14 protein-coding genes and 1 pseudogene are annotated in these 16,509 nt (G+C 70.3%); 7 read left to right on the forward strand and 8 right to left on the reverse strand.

The window, feature by feature from the left end; translation table 11 throughout:
• Positions 1-247 precede the first annotated feature (247 nt).
• Positions 248-1,606, forward strand: a complete 1,359-nt coding sequence (locus tag OV090_RS26950) for a DUF4215 domain-containing protein (RefSeq protein ID WP_267707489.1) — start codon at positions 248-250, stop codon at positions 1,604-1,606.
• 48 nt (positions 1,607-1,654) lie between these two features.
• Positions 1,655-1,783 (forward strand): hypothetical protein, encoded by a 129-nt coding sequence (locus OV090_RS26955; protein WP_267707490.1) that lies wholly within the window; start codon positions 1,655-1,657, stop codon positions 1,781-1,783.
• Between the two features lie 21 nt (positions 1,784-1,804).
• Here the strand turns inward: OV090_RS26955 and OV090_RS50945 are convergent, their stop codons facing one another.
• Entirely contained in the window at positions 1,805-3,865 is a 2,061-nt protein-coding gene (locus OV090_RS50945; protein WP_267707491.1) for a TlpA disulfide reductase family protein, read from the reverse strand.
• A 435-nt stretch (positions 3,866-4,300) separates the two neighbouring features.
• Here OV090_RS50945 and OV090_RS26965 point away from each other — a divergent pair, with 435 nt between their 5' ends.
• Entirely contained in the window at positions 4,301-4,522 is a 222-nt protein-coding gene (locus OV090_RS26965) for a hypothetical protein (RefSeq protein WP_267707492.1), read from the forward strand.
• 107 nt (positions 4,523-4,629) lie between these two features.
• Here the strand turns inward: OV090_RS26965 and OV090_RS26970 are convergent, their stop codons facing one another.
• From OV090_RS26970 to OV090_RS26980, 3 genes and pseudogenes are all read right to left on the reverse strand, one after another.
• Positions 4,630-5,940, reverse strand: a complete 1,311-nt coding sequence (locus tag OV090_RS26970; RefSeq protein ID WP_267707493.1) for a hypothetical protein — start codon at positions 5,938-5,940, stop codon at positions 4,630-4,632.
• 149 nt (positions 5,941-6,089) lie between these two features.
• A pseudogene (locus OV090_RS26975) lies at positions 6,090-6,323 on the reverse strand (50S ribosomal protein L7/L12); the annotation flags it as partial.
• A gap of 367 nt (positions 6,324-6,690) precedes the next feature.
• Positions 6,691-7,233: a hypothetical protein gene (locus OV090_RS26980; protein ID WP_267707495.1), complete on the reverse strand. Its 543-nt coding sequence runs from the start codon at positions 7,231-7,233 to the stop codon at positions 6,691-6,693.
• Between the two features lie 243 nt (positions 7,234-7,476).
• Between OV090_RS26980 and OV090_RS26985 the strand changes: the two genes are divergently transcribed.
• A complete protein-coding gene (locus OV090_RS26985; protein ID WP_267707496.1) occupies positions 7,477-7,701 on the forward strand; it encodes a hypothetical protein in 225 nt (74 codons plus the stop codon).
• 103 nt (positions 7,702-7,804) lie between these two features.
• On the opposite strand, the gene OV090_RS26990 is transcribed toward OV090_RS26985, so the two are convergent.
• A complete protein-coding gene (locus tag OV090_RS26990) occupies positions 7,805-8,329 on the reverse strand; it encodes a hypothetical protein (RefSeq protein ID WP_267707497.1) in 525 nt (174 codons plus the stop codon).
• Positions 8,330-8,655: 326 nt separating this feature from the next.
• Positions 8,656-8,958 (reverse strand): hypothetical protein, encoded by a 303-nt coding sequence (locus tag OV090_RS26995; protein ID WP_267707498.1) that lies wholly within the window; start codon positions 8,956-8,958, stop codon positions 8,656-8,658.
• 502 nt (positions 8,959-9,460) lie between these two features.
• On the opposite strand from OV090_RS26995, the gene OV090_RS27000 reads away from it, so the two are divergent.
• From OV090_RS27000 to OV090_RS27010, 3 genes are all read left to right on the forward strand, one after another.
• Positions 9,461-11,275, forward strand: coding sequence for a peptidoglycan-binding protein (locus OV090_RS27000; protein ID WP_267707499.1), 1,815 nt, complete (start codon positions 9,461-9,463; stop codon positions 11,273-11,275).
• Between the two features lie 2 nt (positions 11,276-11,277).
• Positions 11,278-14,064, forward strand: coding sequence for a hypothetical protein (locus tag OV090_RS27005; protein ID WP_267707500.1), 2,787 nt, complete (start codon positions 11,278-11,280; stop codon positions 14,062-14,064).
• 173 nt (positions 14,065-14,237) lie between these two features.
• Positions 14,238-14,927 (forward strand): SUMF1/EgtB/PvdO family nonheme iron enzyme, encoded by a 690-nt coding sequence (locus tag OV090_RS27010; protein ID WP_267707501.1) that lies wholly within the window; start codon positions 14,238-14,240, stop codon positions 14,925-14,927.
• A 298-nt stretch (positions 14,928-15,225) separates the two neighbouring features.
• On the opposite strand, the gene OV090_RS27015 is transcribed toward OV090_RS27010, so the two are convergent.
• Positions 15,226-15,573, reverse strand: coding sequence for a hypothetical protein (locus tag OV090_RS27015; protein WP_267707502.1), 348 nt, complete (start codon positions 15,571-15,573; stop codon positions 15,226-15,228).
• A 484-nt stretch (positions 15,574-16,057) separates the two neighbouring features.
• Complete coding sequence (locus tag OV090_RS27020; protein ID WP_267707503.1) at positions 16,058-16,330, reverse strand: hypothetical protein; 273 nt, start codon at positions 16,328-16,330, stop codon at positions 16,058-16,060.
• Between the last annotated feature and the right edge of the window lie 179 nt (positions 16,331-16,509).

The raw sequence follows: 16,509 nt of genomic DNA on the forward strand, positions 1-16,509 counted from the left end.
GGGCACGGCCAAGCGTCGATCGCCGGCGCCGCCTGGTGCGCCGGCCGCGAAGCGACAGCGCGTCGGGTGCCCTTCGGCGCGGACGTAGCGACGGCTTCACGGCGCTTCGAGAGCGCGCGCTGTGACGGGCCTGCGCGAACGATCGCGAGGCGACAGCAATTCGCGCAGAGGGGCGGGGCAACCCGCCAGAAGTCGCCTTTTCGCGGCTGCGCAGCGGCCTGCGACGTGCGAAGATGGCCGGGTCACGATGTCCCTCCGCCGGCCGATTGCCCCCTGGATCCTCGTCCTTCTGCTGGATGCGTGCGTCTTCGACGGCTCGGGGCTAGGCGCCCAGGACGAGGGCGCGTCCGCGACCGGCATGCCCACGGAAACCAGCGGGCCGACGACGACGACGCCGACCACGTCGGACACGTCGATCGCTAGCACCGCCGGCGCAGTCTGCGGCGACGGCGTCGTCGATCCCGGCGAGGAGTGCGACGAGGGTCCCGACAACGCGGACACGGCCGCCTGCACGAGCCACTGCACCCACGCTGCATGCGGCGACGGCTTCATCGGGCCCGGCGAAACCTGTGACGACGCCAATACCCTCGGAGGCGACGGATGCTCGGCGGCCTGCGTCTCCGAGTCCTGCGGTGACGGCGTGGTGCAGCCGGACGCCGGCGAGGAGTGCGACGAAGGGGAGGGCAATGGCGCCGGTCAGGCGTGCAACGGCATTTGCAAGCACAACGTCTGCGGCGACGCCGACATCGGGCCCGACGAGGCGTGCGACGACGGCAACCAGGACGCCGGCGACGCCTGCACGACGGAGTGCAAGCCCGCGGCCTGCGGCGACGGCGTCGTTCAGGTCGGGGTCGAGGCGTGCGACGACGGCAACGCGGCCCAAGGCGACGCGTGCCTGTCGACGTGCGTCGCCGCGAGCTGCGGAGACGGTGTGGTCCAGGAAGGCGTGGAGCAGTGCGACGACGGCGATGGCGACAACGCCGACGAGTGCATCGACACCTGCAACAGTGCGAAGTGCGGCGATGGGTTCGTGCACACCGGACAGGAGGAGTGCGACGACAACAACGTGAGTGACGGCGACGGCTGCAGCAGTGCGTGCGCGAGCGAGTCGCGGCGCGTGTTCGTCAGCAGCCAGGAGTACAAGGGCGACCTCGGCGGCATCGCTGGCGCCGACGCGCTCTGCCAGGGGCTGGCCGACTCGACCAACCTGGGCGGGACCTGGAAGGCATGGATCACCGCCGATGAGGGTCCGGACAGTTCGCCGTCGGCCCGGTTCGTCCACTCGCCCGGACCGTACCGCCTGCTCGACCAGGCCAAGACGAAGATCGCCGACGACTGGGCCGACCTCACCGACGGCACCCTCGGTGCTCCCATCAGCGTCTACGAGAACGGCCAGAACGCGGGCGGCGAGACGCGGGTATGGACGAATACCCTCGCCAGCGGGGCAGGCTTCGTCGGCATCCAGGACTGCGTGGGTTGGGAGAGCACGAGCAACCTGGCGCAGGGGTTCCAGGGCGACCGGACCCGGACCGACGCCGGGTGGTCGAACACCAACACGAACGAAGGTTGCGACAAGACGAAGCGGTTATTCTGCTTCGAGCAGTGAAGCGACAGGTCGCCGACGTCGCGCGCCCGCGGCGAGGCGCCGCTCGTCATGGGGCCGCAGGACGGCCTCGCCCGACTCGGGGTCGCGGCTCCGGGCGCGTTCGTGCCGCTCGGCGAGGACGGGCCCGAGTTCCTGCGCCGCGAGCTGCGGGCGCTCGGCGTGGCGAGCCCGCGCTAGCGAGGACGCCGACGGGGCAGTTCACCCGGCAGGACGCACGAGCTTGGAGGCAGGCGCCGAGGCGCGCTGACGCAGCGCCTCGATGCGCCAGGTGAACTCCTCGACCAGCCGCTCCGTGGCGCCCTCGTGCGTGAAGACGATCCGCCCGTCATGATCGACGAAGAGGGTCAACGGCAAGGTGTCGTAGCCGTTATCTCTGGCGTAACGAGTGCCGAGCAGGACCTCGAGCCGGAGGCCGCGCTCGGCCAGCCACGCGGCGAGGTCGTCGGTCTTGGTGTCGACGTTGACGGTGCCGACGACGACGTCCGGCGCGCCGGCGAACGCGTCGGCGAGGTCTTGCAGGGCCGACATCTCGGCCACGCAAGGGCCGCACCACTTCGCCCACACGTTGATGACGGCGATGCGCCCGCGCAGCGACTCGCTCCGCACCTCGCCGCCGCCGAGCCGCGGCAGCACGAACGGGGGCAGGGGCTTGGGCTCGGCGATCGCGGTGGAGAGGAGCGCCGCGCGTCGGCGGTCGCGGACCGCGGCCTCGAGCTTCTGGCGATGGGCCGCGTACCCGCGGTCATCACCGTGCTGGCGCTGATACAGCCGCTTCAGCGGCTTGTCGCAGATCTCCTCGCCGCGCCAGCGCGAGAGGCCCTCGGCGAGCAGGGCCTCGGCGTCGGCGATCCGGTCCTCCGCCTCGGCCAGCGCGGCCATGCGCACGAACAGCTCCGGCGAGGTTCGCTTGCCCTGCGACCACGCCGCGTCGAGCTCCGCGCGGGCCTCGGCGCGGCGACCCTGGGCGAGCAGGACGGCTCCGAGCGCGCCATGCAGCGCCGTCGAAAAAGCGGCGGTCTCGCTGTCGACGACGGCCTGGTCCGAGAAGGCTGCCCGCACCAGCGCGACTCTGGCGTCGAGGCGTTGCAGGGCCAGGCGGGCGATCGCCTCGGCCTCGGTGCGATAAGGCGTGCGCTCCGCCAACTCGACCGCGGCGTCGGCGAGGCTGTGGATGTTGCGCTGCTCGTGCGGTGCCCACGCTTGCACGGCCGCGAGCAGTGCCTCGGGGGCGGCGGCATCGTCGTCGCGGACCAGCCGGTATCGCTCATGGTACACGTCGCCGAGCAGGGCCGGGCGCGACGGCGGCCGGGCGATGAAGGCGTCGAGCTCGCGCCGGAGGTGCTCGTCGGCCGCGGGATCGGGGGCGCCTTTCTGCCGCCGCTCATAGCGCGCCTCCCAGAGCGCGGCGAGCCGCTCGTAGCGGGCCCAGTCGGCCTGCTGGTAGGCGGGGAAGCGCGCCACGAGCTCGTCGGAGAGCGCCTCGTATGTCTCTTTGAACATGTCCTGAGAGGCTTGTCGTGCGGCCATCAGCGCCTCGGGCGCGTCGCCCCGCGTCAACAGGAGCAGCCGCATGTCGGCCTCGATCGCCGCGCGCTTGTCGGCGGCGTCGCGGTGATCGGCCTGCCGGATCGCCGACCAGAGCGTCGAACGTATCGCCGCCGAGTGGGGCGACAGCTCGAGGGCGCGACGCACCAGGACCTCGGCCTCGGCCGGGCGACGGCGGTTCAGCAGCCACAGCCCCGGGAGGAACTCGGCGTCGACGCAGCGCGGATCGGCGGCGCGCGCCTGTTCGGCGAGGGCGAACACCCGCTGCGTGTTGACATCGGGCGTGTTGAGGGTGAAGGCGAGCTCGAGCGCGTGGAGCTGGGCCGAGGTCGGTCCGGGCTGCGCGGCGAAGAACGCGGCGGCTTCGCTCTGCGCGGCGTGGACCACCAGCGCACGCGCGAGCAGCCACGTGGCGTCCGGGTGGTCGGGCAGGGCAGTCTGGGCGACGCGAGCGGCGGGGATGCTCTCGGCTTCGCCGCGGCCGGGGTGATCGACGAGAGCGCCGGCGCGGGCGAACAGGGCCCACGGGTCACCTGGTCGTTCGGACAGCATGGCATCGGCCAGCGGGACCGCGTCCTCACCCGAACGCGCCACGCAGAGGAGCGTCCATGCCTGCAGCGGGGCGCTGTCGGGGTACTGCAGCCGCAAGGTCGCCCCCTCGCGCGCGCAGCCCCACCAGTCGCGGCCGTGATACCCGCGGCGGACCCGATCCACAGCAGCCGCCGCGGGGTCCGCGGCGGCTGCGACAGAGGCAAGGTGAGGATCGCCAGGGGCGGCCTGAGGGCTACAACTCGCCAGGAGTAGCGCGAGGCCGGCGACCGGACGTGAGAGCGAGCGAAGGCGAGGGTGACAGGGCGACGCGCTGGAGGTGACCACTGCGGGGCCAATACGTCCGCCGAACGGCCCGGTTCTGTCATGTTTGTCCGCGCCACGCGGCACCGGCTCTGTCCCGCTGCCGAGCCGTGCCTCGGAGGTCGCGGCGCAAGACGACGAGAGCAGGGCGCCGCGCGACTGCACGGGCTGCAGGGTTGATGTCCCGCTGTCCGAGCGGGACCGCGTCCTGCTGCCAAGATGTGGGCCCGGCGCTCGAGGCCGCCGACGCATCCGTCCCTTGCGCGACGCTGCGGAGCTGCGTGCTAGCATGACCGAATGAGCATCCAGCATGACCGCATGAACGTCGAGCACACCGATAACCAGGACGAGCGGCAGGATATCTGGCGACGCGTCTACGCCCACGTGTTCTCCGCGGCTTTCATGCAAAGGCTCTCCGACCCGAGCCTTCTTGACGAGAAGCCGCTGGATGAAATCGCCCAGGATGCCGCAGACCTGGCGATCGCCAATATCCCGACGACACGGACGCGGTCGATCTAGCCCCGCGGCCAGGCGCTCGCGCTCCACGGGGGACGGTCCGGTTCGCGCCAGAATGAACGCGCACGTCCCCGGGACCGCTCGAGGTGCAGGGGACCAGGGCTGCTCGCTCAGCGACGGCGAGCCTGGATCGCATCGAGCGCGTCGCGTTCGTACGCGCGACCGGAGGTCGCGGCCGCGTCGGCCTCGGCGAGCACGAGCGAGCCGTCGGCGAGCGCGCGGAGGATCGCGTCCGCAGGCGCGGCGATGACGTGGGCGTCCTGGGAATCGGTGGGGAGCGCGATGAACCGGATGTCCCGGCCGAGGACCTCGCACAGGGTGTTGAGCAGGCCGAGCACGGCGGGCACGTCGAGCCAGTCCGACCGGTCGCCGGCAACGATCTCGAATGTGCATTCGGGCATGAATGCACGCAGGCGATAGGCGTCGCGCAGCTGATCGGGATCCGCGTCATCGTCGTCATCGTCGTCGTCGTCGTCGTCGTCGTCGTCGTCGTCGTCCGACTCGACATGGGGAACCTCCTCGAACACGACGTCGTCGAGCACCGGCGCGACGAGTCCGGCGAGGCGGCGGAGCAGGCAGTCGTGGCCGTTGGGGTAGACGTCGGTCTCGGCGTCGAAGATGAGGCCCGGGCCGACGGTGACGCCGGGGTCATCCGGGGGCGGCGCGTCGTCGCCGAGGTTCGCGTCGTCGTCGAGGTCCGCGGCGCTCGCCGGCGCCGCGGTGTGCCTCGCCAGCGCGTCGAGCAGGCACCGGCGGTTATCGTCGTCGCGCACGACCTCGAGCATCGCGCGCAGCTCGGCGGTGACGTCGGGGCGCACCAGCCGGCCGAGCGCGTTCGCGGCGTCGGCCAGCGCGGGGTTCCAGCCGCCGGGGAGGGCCGCACGCGCGACCGCGATCACGCGGGCGAGCGGGAGGTGCGCGAGCGAGCGCTGCCAGCTGCCGAAGTAGGCGGCACAGGTCGCGTCGTCGACGAGCCGGGACGCGAACAGCGCGTCGAGGGCAGGCTCCGGCGGGATCCGCGGGTCACTCGCTATCGCCGCGGCGAGGCCCGTGCACACGCCGCGGGGTAGCCGCTCGTCCGCGAGGCATCGCGCGAGCCAGGCGGTGAGAGGAGCGAGCAGAGGCGGCTCGCGCAGGAGCTCGGCGATGATCGCACCGTACGCGCGCCCGACGTCGTGCGCCTCGTCGTGCGTGACGTTGGCGAGGGCACGTACGAGGTCGTCCAGCGCGCCGAGGTCGCCGCGGCGGATCCGGTGGGCGAGCAGACCGGTCGGTGCATGCTGCGACGAATACGAGTCGAGCGCGGCGCGAGTGGTCGCTAATCCCAGATCGAGCCGCGGTGCCCGCCCCGGGGTCGGCTGGACGTCGACGTACAGGAACGGGAGACCGCTCGTGCGGCGGATCGGGGTCGGCTCGCTCACCGCCCGAGAGTACCGCGATCGTCGGCCCCTCGTAACTCCGGTAGTTCGAACGCGCCCAGCCGAAGGTCTTGACCGCGCGGCCCCAGATCAGGTCGACGAACGTCGACGTCGCACTATCTTTCGCCCTGAGCTCCGCCCACCTCTGGCCATCACTTGAGATCGACAGTGGCACCAGCGTCTGTGAGCTGCTTCCTCATTTCCTCAGCGTCGCTTTTGGGGACACCGTCCTTGAGGGTCGTCGGAGGGCTCGCAACCAGATCCTTCGCCGCATCGAGGCCGAGACCGGTAAGCTCCCGAATCACCTGGATCACCTGGCCCACATTGTCCCCCGCAGCCAGCAGAATGACGTCGAACTCGGTCTTCTTCGGCGCAGCGTCCTTCGCCCGCGTGATCTCAGCCATGACAAGACTCCTTTGGATCCTGTGCCGCGCCTTGGTATCAGGCACTTGATGTAATAAAAACGAGAAACTGGGGGGCGCAAACGCCCTGTTTTCGACTCAACAGAACACAATCATGACAAGCGCTCGACACGGCGGGCAGGGCTCCACGGCGCTCGACGAGGCGTGCAGTCGGGCCGGGGCACGTCGAGGCGGGTCCGATCGTCAGGCACGGGAAGCTATTCGTCGACTCCGGGTGGAGCAGGGGGCCGAGCTCGCGTTCGCGGCGCCTGCAAGGGAGCCGCCCCGACCTCGCGGTTGTCTCGGCCGCCCCGGTGGAGTCGCTGCGGACGGCACGCGAACTCGCCGCGAATCAGCGCGACTCAGCGCGGCCCGCGAGCGAGTCGACGATCAGCGCCGCCGATTGCTCGGGCGTGTGCGCTTCGGTATCGATGCGCAACGACGGCGGCGGCAACGGCGGAAACGCGAAGCCGCCGGCGCGCTCGATCGAGCGGTACAAGGCGACATCGGTGAGCTTGCCGAAACGACGCCGGCTGGGCTGGTCGAGCCGCTGGGCGATGGCTTCGGGCGAACACAGGAGTTCGACGAACACCATCTCGCCGCCGTGCGCGCGCACCGATTCGGTCAAGGTCTCGATCAGCGCCGGATCGACGCTGGCTTCGGGATGGAAGGTGAAGACGAACGAGCGTCCGGCCGCGGCGGCTTCGGCGAACGCTGCGCTCCAGATCGCCGCGCGCAGGCGGCGGAAGCCGGGGCTGCCGAACTCGAACAAGGCCAGCGCTGCGTCGACCGCCAGATGGTTGTGGAACAGCGGGATGCCCAGTGCCTGGGCCACGTGGGTGCCGATGGTGTGCTTGCCGGAGGCGGCCGGGCCATGAATGAAGACGACGTGCATGGGGCGGGGAGGTCTTGCGATTCTTATACCGGATGCGTCCGCTCGCGTATGGGTGTGCGGTGACCTGCAGATCGGCGCGATTCACGAAGCGGCAGGAACCGTCTCAAGGATCACGAGGTAGCCAACCTCGAGAAAACAGGGGAGGTCGGCGCCGGTGTATCCGCCGCGTTGCGTGAACGCGACAGCATCGTGCTGCGCTGTACTGCGCCCACGACGGAGTCGCGGCGTGCTACTTCCGTCGATGTGAAGTTCCCGCCGATTGACCCGCTGCACACACCCCTCCTTCTCGGGAAGAGCCTGCAGAACAACCTCGAGTTTCAACGCCAGAAGCGTGAGCTCCTGCAGATCTTGACGGAGCGCAGCCAGGAGCCGTCCCCGGCGGCGGTAGACGAAGTGAAGCGAAGCCTGGAAGCGCTGCAAGACGAGGCCGAGAAGCTCGTCGGTACGCTCGTGGCGAAGCTCTCCTGAGGCGCACCCGTCTCGCGCGTTCACGAACGCAGAACGGGCCCCGACGTGGGACGCGCTCCCGGCCAGGGCCGCGGCGCCGTCCGCGTCTTCGACGACCTCGCGGTCAGTGCAGGCGGAAGCCGCAGTACTGGCGGTGCGCGTGCGCCGTGACGGCCTTGACCACGGTCGACTCGCCGCCGCAGCCCTTGCAGGTCATCGTCTCGGGGAGCTGGGCCGGCGGCCCGAACGACCCCGCCGACAGCGAGCTCGACACGAACACCTCTTGCTCGAGATCGACGCGGCCCCTGACGCGGCCTCTACCGACGGCGGCGAGCAACAGCTTGCGCGCACGCCGGCGAGAGACGCCCAATTCGTCGGCGAGCTGGGCGAACGACACGCGCGGGATCGTGTTCGCCACCGCCACGATCATGTCCATGCGGGCCTCGTTGCGGCGCCGCCCGTGCGCCTCGAGGACAAGCAGCAGGCCCGGCAGCATCAGCGCGCCGAGGCCGAAGACGATCCACGCGGTCCCGCCGTTCGTGTCCCAGCCACGGCGCTCGGCCAGCAGCATGTTGACGCCCATCGCGTTGCACGTGCCCCCGAGCACGAGGAGAGCGATGCCGATGCGTACTCCGGGCTTCTCGAACACGGTGATTCACCGTGTTCGCACCGCCGGGCAGCGTCAAGCGCACGCCCGAGACAGCGCGCCGCGGCCGAGGACTGCCCGCCCCGCCGCGGCTCGAGCTCGACGAGGGGAGCGCCCCGGTCCTCGCTCGGATGTGGAGCCGCGCCACGAGCCCGGGGGTGTCGCCGGGCCCGGAACTCCGTCCGCGTGCGCGAGCGCGGCGATCTTCAACGTCTGAAAGCGCGGCGACTCGAAATTCCACGCCATCGTCTGGATGGCCTCACAATGGAGTGGGTGACCGGGAGCTTCCGCGATGGCCGCGACGAGTTCCGCATACCCGTAATCCATGGCTAGCAAAGCATGGCTCTGCTCGACCCGATCGCCGTCGCGGAGCAGGGCGGGGAGCGTGCCGCGCTCGACCGCAGGATCCACGCGGCCGCGCGCCGCAGCATCTCGGGTCGCGCACGATCGGCGAGGATGGCCGCCAGCGGCGCCTCCGCGCGAGGATCGGCGAGGATCTCCAAGGTAGTGGCGATCTCGTCGCGCTGGTCTCCCTCGAGATCCTCGGCGCCGAAGCGCGAGAGCAGCCGCTCGGTCCAGGACCGATCCTGGGCGTCGCGGATCTTCGTGTGCGGGATGCGAGCGTCAGACATCGATGCTTCAGAGCTTAGCGTCCCGAGCACACCAACCGGCCGATACCGTCCGGCCGTCTGGTTCGGCGACCGCGGCTCACGGCGCATACTGCCAGGCCATCGCTACACGAGGACACGGAGCGCTATGAGAAAGCTCGAGCGACACCAGCCCACGTCCGGCGCGACCGAGGGATTCGACGGCGCTCGCGCGCCCGGGGCACGATATAGCGATCCACCGCGGTCCCGTTGGCGAGCTCGCCGTTCGCACGCACGCCGGCGTCCGCCACGATCACCGCACCCGTCGCGGCCAGCGTGCGGTCAAGGCTCATGCTCCGACCCTAACGCGCGCCGCCGGCGGAGCTGGGCCTCGGCCGCGGTGTCCTGGGCGCGTCGCGTTCGGCTTGGCGGCGTGGCCGCCTGGCTCTGGGTTACATGGGCGATTGCGCGCGATGCAGTGACTGCATTGGCGGCCGCTAGGCGACGTACAAGCGCGTATCTTTGCGGGTCGCGCAGCATGTTTTCCATGCCCCACGAGATCGCCATCGGCTCACGCGGCCGCCGGATCTACCTCGTGTCATCGTACGAGGTCCCGAGGGAGGCCTTCTCGAGCATCGCGGAACTCGACCCCTGGTGGCCGGGTGCGCCTCGGGGTGCTCGCGTCCGGGTTCGCCGCCTCTCCTATCGGGAAGCCCTCTCGCTGCTCAGCGTTGCGTACGAGGACTCAGCGAGCGCCCGCGACCTTCGCGGGCTCGTGGACGACCCGTTTTTAAGTTCTCGCGATAACGGGTGGGTCATCGACCAGATCGCCAACCGCCTTGACCACGGGTCTCTCGTCCTTGTCGAGCTCGTCGAGTCGGGGCCGGGGTGGACCGGGACAGGCGTCTCGCCGCCTCGGCGCAAAGACGACGAGGCGCTCATCCCGGTGCCCAAGGCGTGGAGCACGGTCCTGCGCGTGAAAGTCATCCTCGATGACGGAACGCCACTGCCGGGAGCCGTTGTGGCGCTTACAGCGCCAGACGGCCGAGCGAGCGAAGGACCGGCGACCCAGCGGGGCGAGGCAGAACTGGCGGAAGTCACGGCCGAGGGGGTGGGGCGGGCCGTGGTCCGCCCCGCACAGGTTCCGCGGTGGCGAGCAGGCAACGACGAGATGGTCTCGTCGGAGCACATCTTCGACTTCTCCTTCGACGCGCCGATCGCCGCCCAGGTCGCCACGGGAGCGACCCGCACGATCGTCCTCCGGCGTCCGATGATCGAACGCGTCGACGGCGAGGGCCTCGGGTTCGCCCTCGACTCTGCGCTCCTGGTCCCGCTCGACGACGACCTAACACCCACGCCGGCGCTGGCCACCGTGCTCGCGCGACTTCACCGGGCCGCGACGCTGCGCCTGCAGCTCGTCGGGCACGCGAGCGCCGACGGCTCCGCGAAGAGCAACGACGAGCTCGCGCGCCGGCGGGCCGAGTGCGTGCGCCACCTGCTCCTCGGCGAGCGAGATGCCTGGGTAGACCTGGCGACCGACCACGGCAGCCCGGCGGACATGCAGCGCCTCCTGCGGTACCTCGCCCGGGTCCACGACTGGCCGACCGAGCCCGGCCGCGTCGACGGCGACATGGACGCCGACGTCGAGGCCGCGGTGTCGGCGTTTCAGTCGACCTACAACCGCGTCTTCGACGCCGACATCCTCGTCGACGGCGTCATCGGCCGCGAGACCCTCGGCGCGCTGTTCGACGTCCAGCGACACGAGCTCGAACATCAGCTCGCGGCGCTGGACGTGCCCGACGAGGCTCCGCGGTGTTTCACGCCGACGGGCCTCTCGTCCGCCGGCGCCCGCGTGCTCGCGCACCCCGGCATCCCGCGGTCGCAAGCCGCGGCCGGCCAGCGGCGGGTCGACCTCTTGCTCATCGATGACATCGTCGCCTGGCGCGAGCACCACGGCATCGATCGGCTCTACGACGTCGCCCGCTTCCGGCCCGTCCCGATCTCGCCGCTGACGATGGGCCGCAGCGACCTCATCGTCCAGCTCGTCGACCACTACGGGCGGATCCTCGCCGGCGAACCTTACCGCGTCATCACCGACGAGGAAGAGCGCGAGGGCACCAGCGACAACGAGGGCATCGTCACCGAGCGCGGTCTCTACGGCAAGTTCGTCCGCCTCGTGTGCGGCCAGGCCGTCCTCGTCGTCGACGAGCCATACCACCTCACCGCGAAGGGCCGCCACGAGCGGGTGCCCCCACAAGACGACGGTGACGACGACGACGATGCCCCGTGGAGAGACGCACCGCTGCCTGCAGCCGACGACGATGACGACGGGGACGGCGCTGCGGACGGGGAGGGGGACTGATCATGGGCGACCCGGCACTCGACATCACGACCGAGGACCTCGGCTTCGTCTGCGACGATCCGAACTGCGAGCTCGCCGGCGGCGCGCTGGGGCTCACGGCGGCGGAGATCCAGGCCCGCGTGCTCGCCCTGCGCGCGAAGCCCAGCGCCCCGGCGGACGACGAGCCCGAGGACGACGAGCTAAACGAAGCCGAGGACCTCGAGGACGGCGAAGTAGAGGAGGAGGGGGACGGGGACGAAGAGGCCGCGGACGACCCGGCCGACCCGACCGCGATCGACCCGCTCGGCCAGGGCGCGCCGTGTCCGCTGTGTCGCGCCGCTCAACCTCCGCGCCGCGGCAAGCTGCTCGCCATCCCCAACCGCGGCGTGTATGCGCGGGTCCTCGCCGCTGCGACCGGGCTGTTCGGGCTGCGCTACTGGCAGCTCGTCGAGTCCGACTCGACCACCGGCACCAACCGTCTCCTCGACGCCCAGCGCCACGCGCTCGGCGACGCCACGAAGAGCAAGGCGACCCGCTCGTTCGTGATCGGCCGCAAGCTGATCACCGCGGTCGTGCTCAAGGAGCTGCCCTTCGACGGCCACCTGCTCCGCTTCGGCAACCGCGACGCGGCGGTCCACACGTTCACCACGATCCCGGCGGCCAAGGGCAAGAAGTCCTACAAGAAGAAGGCCTGGGTGCAGGGCGAGGCGAAATACGGCATCGAGCACGCGCCGCCTGGGTCTGCTGCGCGGGCCAACCCGGTCTACGTCCGCGAGCTGCAGGAGGACTTGATCTGGCTCGGCTACCTGTCGACCTCTCGCGGCAGCGTGACGCCCGGGGAGTTCGACGTCTTCACGCTCGGCGCGGTGCTGGCGTTCAAGCAGGACCTGGTCGAGATCTACGGCGTCGCCACCAGCGACAAGCGGCTGTCCGTCGCCCCGGGCAGCGTGCGTGCCGGAGAGTTCTCGACGGCGATCTTGTCGCAGCCGAAGTTCGTCTCCCCCGTGCGGATCATGCTCGACTGGCTGGGCGCCCTGCGCGGCGGCGGCAAGCGCAAGGGCGTCCTCGTCCTCACCACCGCTCTCGTCAACAACGTCCAGAACAACCTCGCCAAGGCGAAGACCGCCAAGAAGTTCCGCGCCTACCTCGAGCGGTTCGAACAGCACCGGGCCACGCTCGCCGCGCTGGTGGAGAGCTGGCCTCACGTGGCCGCCCTCGAGGCCGTCGATCGACCGTTCTTACCGTTCGCACCCAAAGCGGCGAGCAAGACCACCGACCAACTCGCGGCGGTCCCGTCGGGCAAACAACCGAAGCACGCCGACGCTCGCGCGCTCACGGCCGATCCAGTCTGGTCCTCGGAGGAGTACAACGCGCGGGACAAGAATCGGAAGTTCTTCCTGTCCGACTTGAACAAGGCCCTCGATGCCGTCAAGAAGACGCTCGCCAACCTCGACGACCTGCGCGCTCGCATGGCGGCGCTCACCCCTCCGGCCGAGGTCGCTGCCGAATGGTCCACGGCGAAGTCGGCCGCCGAGCAGACCCTCACCACCGTGACGACCCTGCTCGGCCTGGTGCGCTACTGGATCCTCGACTCGCCGACGCAGGTCACCGCCTGGCTGTCGCACATCGTCGAGATGGGCACCGTCGACCAGCCGACCGCGGTGTATCTCAAGGCCCTGCGCGAGGGCGGCAAGATCGGCCCCAGCCGCCGCCCGGCCTATCAGCTCCAGCCGCTGACGAGCAAGGACGACTTCGCCACCCCGGACGAGCTGGCGACGTTCTTGCGGGAAGAATGTACGAAGCGGACGCCGAACTCGCCCGGGGCCAAGAGCACGACGATGCCGGAGATCGTCGCCCTGCAGTTCTTCGGGAACGAGACCGGCCTGAAGTTCACCCACAGCCTCGCGCCCTTCAATACGCGGACGGAGGACAAGAACACCCGGCTCGTGATGCTCGGCGTGGACACCAATTCGTACCGCAAGGGCAGCTTCGACGCGGTCTTCCACGCGGGCGGCGACTGGTTCTGGAGTCGCGGCTGGGGCGTCGGCCAGGCGACCGAGGCGAACGGCACGCTCGACGGACTCCAGCTGCGCCGGGGGCTCCCCATCCTCCCCCCAGGCGCGGACGCAGTCCAGCACCCGAGGGCCTACGTCGACTGCAAGACCAGCATCACCGACGCCATGTCGCGCAAGGTCCTGGCGAAGTACAACCGCACCATGCGGCGCGACTGCACGTTCAGGGACGCTCTCGGCGGCTCCTACTACGACTGCCACTCTTGCCTCAAGCGGTTCTTCGACGAGAATCTGACCGGGAGCGGTGAGTATGGAGAGGGCGGCGTCTTCGTGCCGAAGAACGAGACCGTCCTGGGCAGTCCTGACCACTCGGACGGATTCTTCGTCGACCTCGAGCGCTACACCCCCTTCGCTCGGGGCAAGGACGGCGTCGAGGACCCGGACGCCGCGCGACGATATCGGAGACTCTTCCGCGAGGAACCGGGCCCGGTGGAGCCGAACGTGGCGGAGGTGCTGCGCAAGATGAACGGCAAGACCACGATCGCCGCCGCCGCCGAGGGGGTGGCCAAGGCCGCAGGCACGGACAAGGCCGCGCTCGTCGCCGCCGTGCATGCGCACGTGGAAGCGCGGTCGCAGCTCCCATGTTCATGGCTGCACGTGCGCATCCGTTACGCTGGGAAAGGGGAGCAGGCGTTCAGCTCGCTCGTCGACCTCCTCGACGTCGTCGGCGACCTCAAGTCCAGCAACGAGACCGTCATCAAACACATCAAGGAAGCCTCCGCGCTGCGACGCTCATGACGATGCGACAGGCCGTGTATCTAACGCTTTCTTTCATCACGCCGTTCGCCTGCGGGTCGGCGCCGAGGGCGACCGACGCGCCGGCTCAGGCTCAGGCAGCCCCCGCCGCGGCGGTGCCTCCGAGCGAGGCCCCGGCCCCGACCACGCCGCAGGACTGCGCAAGCGAGCCTGGGATGGTCTTCATCGCCGGCGGCGATACGGTCTACTCCGAGGACCGCAAGACCTACCACGTCGACGCCTTCTGGCTCGACCGCACCGAGGTGACGGTGGCGGCCTTCCGCAAGTTCGTCGACGCCGGTTACTCGCCGCCGTTGTCGGCGACCGGCCAGCGCGCGGAGCTCGCCTGCACCTGGCAGATGACCGACGCCGACGACATGCCGATCAACTGCATCGACTGGCACCAGGCCGAGGCGTACTGCCTCTGGGCGGGCAAGCGACTGCCGACCGCGCAAGAGTGGGGCTGGGCGGCGCGTGGGCGGGAAGCCCAGCGCATGTTCCCCTGGGGCGACGCGAAGCCCAGCTGCGACCTGGCGGTGCTCGACCTGGGCAAGCGACGTGAGGACGGCCGCATCGGCTGCGATCGCAAGCGACCCTGGCCGGTCGGCAGCAAACCGGGCGACACGACTCCAGACGGGGTGGTGGACATGTTCGGGAACGTCGGCGAACCGACGTCGACGGGCAACACGGCCAACGAGAAGTCGACCCGCATCATCCGCGGATCGTCGTTCGCCACAGGGCACTGGGCCGACATGGCCATCGACGAGCACGGTGGATACTCGGTGCGCGAGGCGTGGTCCGACAACACGGGGGTGCGTTGCGCGAAAGACGCCGGCCCCAAGCCTCCGTGCCACCCCCCTACATAGACTCGCTTCGACGATTCGCGGCCGCAGTCGACCATCATCGCCCCGCCGACAGGTAGCCGGCGCGGACGATGGCCTCGCCCTCCGCCGCGTCCTGAACGCCACCGCAGCCGCGCTCTCGCCCGACTGGCGTGGACTACATCGTTGCGAACTCTTCGCATCGGTGGCCGACGACCTGCTCCTCGTTGCCGATTCTCTGGATGGTTGGGTTGCTCATGCTCTTGATTCACGGACTCGCCCTGCTCTCTAAACTTCGCGGGGGCCGTGTCTCACACGACATTGGCAGGTAGGGGGGCGGGCGCTAGTGGCCGTGGGGCGCCTGATCATTCCTGGCGCGCCCGCAGGCCTGCAGCCCGAGCTTGATAACGCGGCGCTTCAGCGCGTGCCGAGTGATGCCGAGCGACTTGGCGGCGCCAACCAGCGAGCCAGCGCGCTCGAGTGCAACTTCGCAAAGGCGGCGCTCGGCGGCCAGGAGGTCGAAGCTCTTCAGCATGATCTGGAGCGGTTCCGGAGCAACGGGGTCGTTCATAATTGTCGGGCTCGCGTCGACGGCCGCCGATTCTTCTGACGGCGCGTGAGGGAGCTCGCCGTTGATGTCGGCTTCGAGGATCGGCGCCGAGGGGACACCGAAACCGTGGCGCACGAGCACCGCCAGCTGCTCGAGCGCGCGCGACCGCCTACAGCGGCCACCGGTTCCTGGTGCCCTGGGCGTGCTCTTCGCCGGCCCGGCATCTGCACCGGCCCGGGGGGGGCGAGCTCGGTCCGCTCCAGAGGAGGCCCGGGCTGGGCGGTGACCCACCCGGCGCGCCCCGGCGCAGGTTCGCACGCCATCGCCTCAACGCCGGGGTGGTGCCACGATTCACGCGGCACGCCGAAGATCGACGCACCCGGACAGGCCTCGAGCTCGGCCTGCTTCGCCGCCTCGCCCTCGGCCTTGGTGGCCGGCAGCGGCGGCGGCACGCGACAGCCGAGCAGGGTAGGCAGCAGGAGGACGCAGGCCAGAGCCGCGAGAGGCTGCCAGCTCCGCGGTGCGACGATCGGGACAGTCCTCGTCACGTTCGCGCAGCGTAGCCCATATCGGCGCCTCCGCGAGGCTCACTCGTCGCCCAGCGCGAGCAGACCTGCCGGGTGGATTATTCCTGTACTTGCGGGCGGGTCCACACCGACGAGGGGATGGGGGCCCACGCTCCAGTCGACAGCGACAGCGCGAGGGTCCTCGGCTCGAGATCGGCAACGGGCGCCACGAGCTCCGGATCGACGGTGCCGATGACCTCGGCGACCGGCGGCGTGACGACCACGACCACGGGGAGCAGCTCGTCGGATTCGGCTGCCGGGACCACCGCCGACGAGCCGACCACGGGCTCGATGACGAGCACGATCAGCTCGACGGGGACCACCGCCGACACGAGCTCCGATACCACCACCGGCCGCCGGCCTCGCCGCCGAGTACACCCCGGTGCGGCAGTGGCTGGCCGAGGAGGAACGAACCGAGCCGGTGGCGCAGGTGCTGCGGCGCCTGGCGAACGCCGAGACGTGGCGGGTCGGCACCTTCAACGTGATCGCGGCGATGGCCTCCTGGACGAGC

It is taken from the genome of Nannocystis sp. RBIL2 (genome assembly GCF_026626745.1).
Lineage (GTDB): Bacteria > Myxococcota_A > Polyangia > Nannocystales > Nannocystaceae > Nannocystis.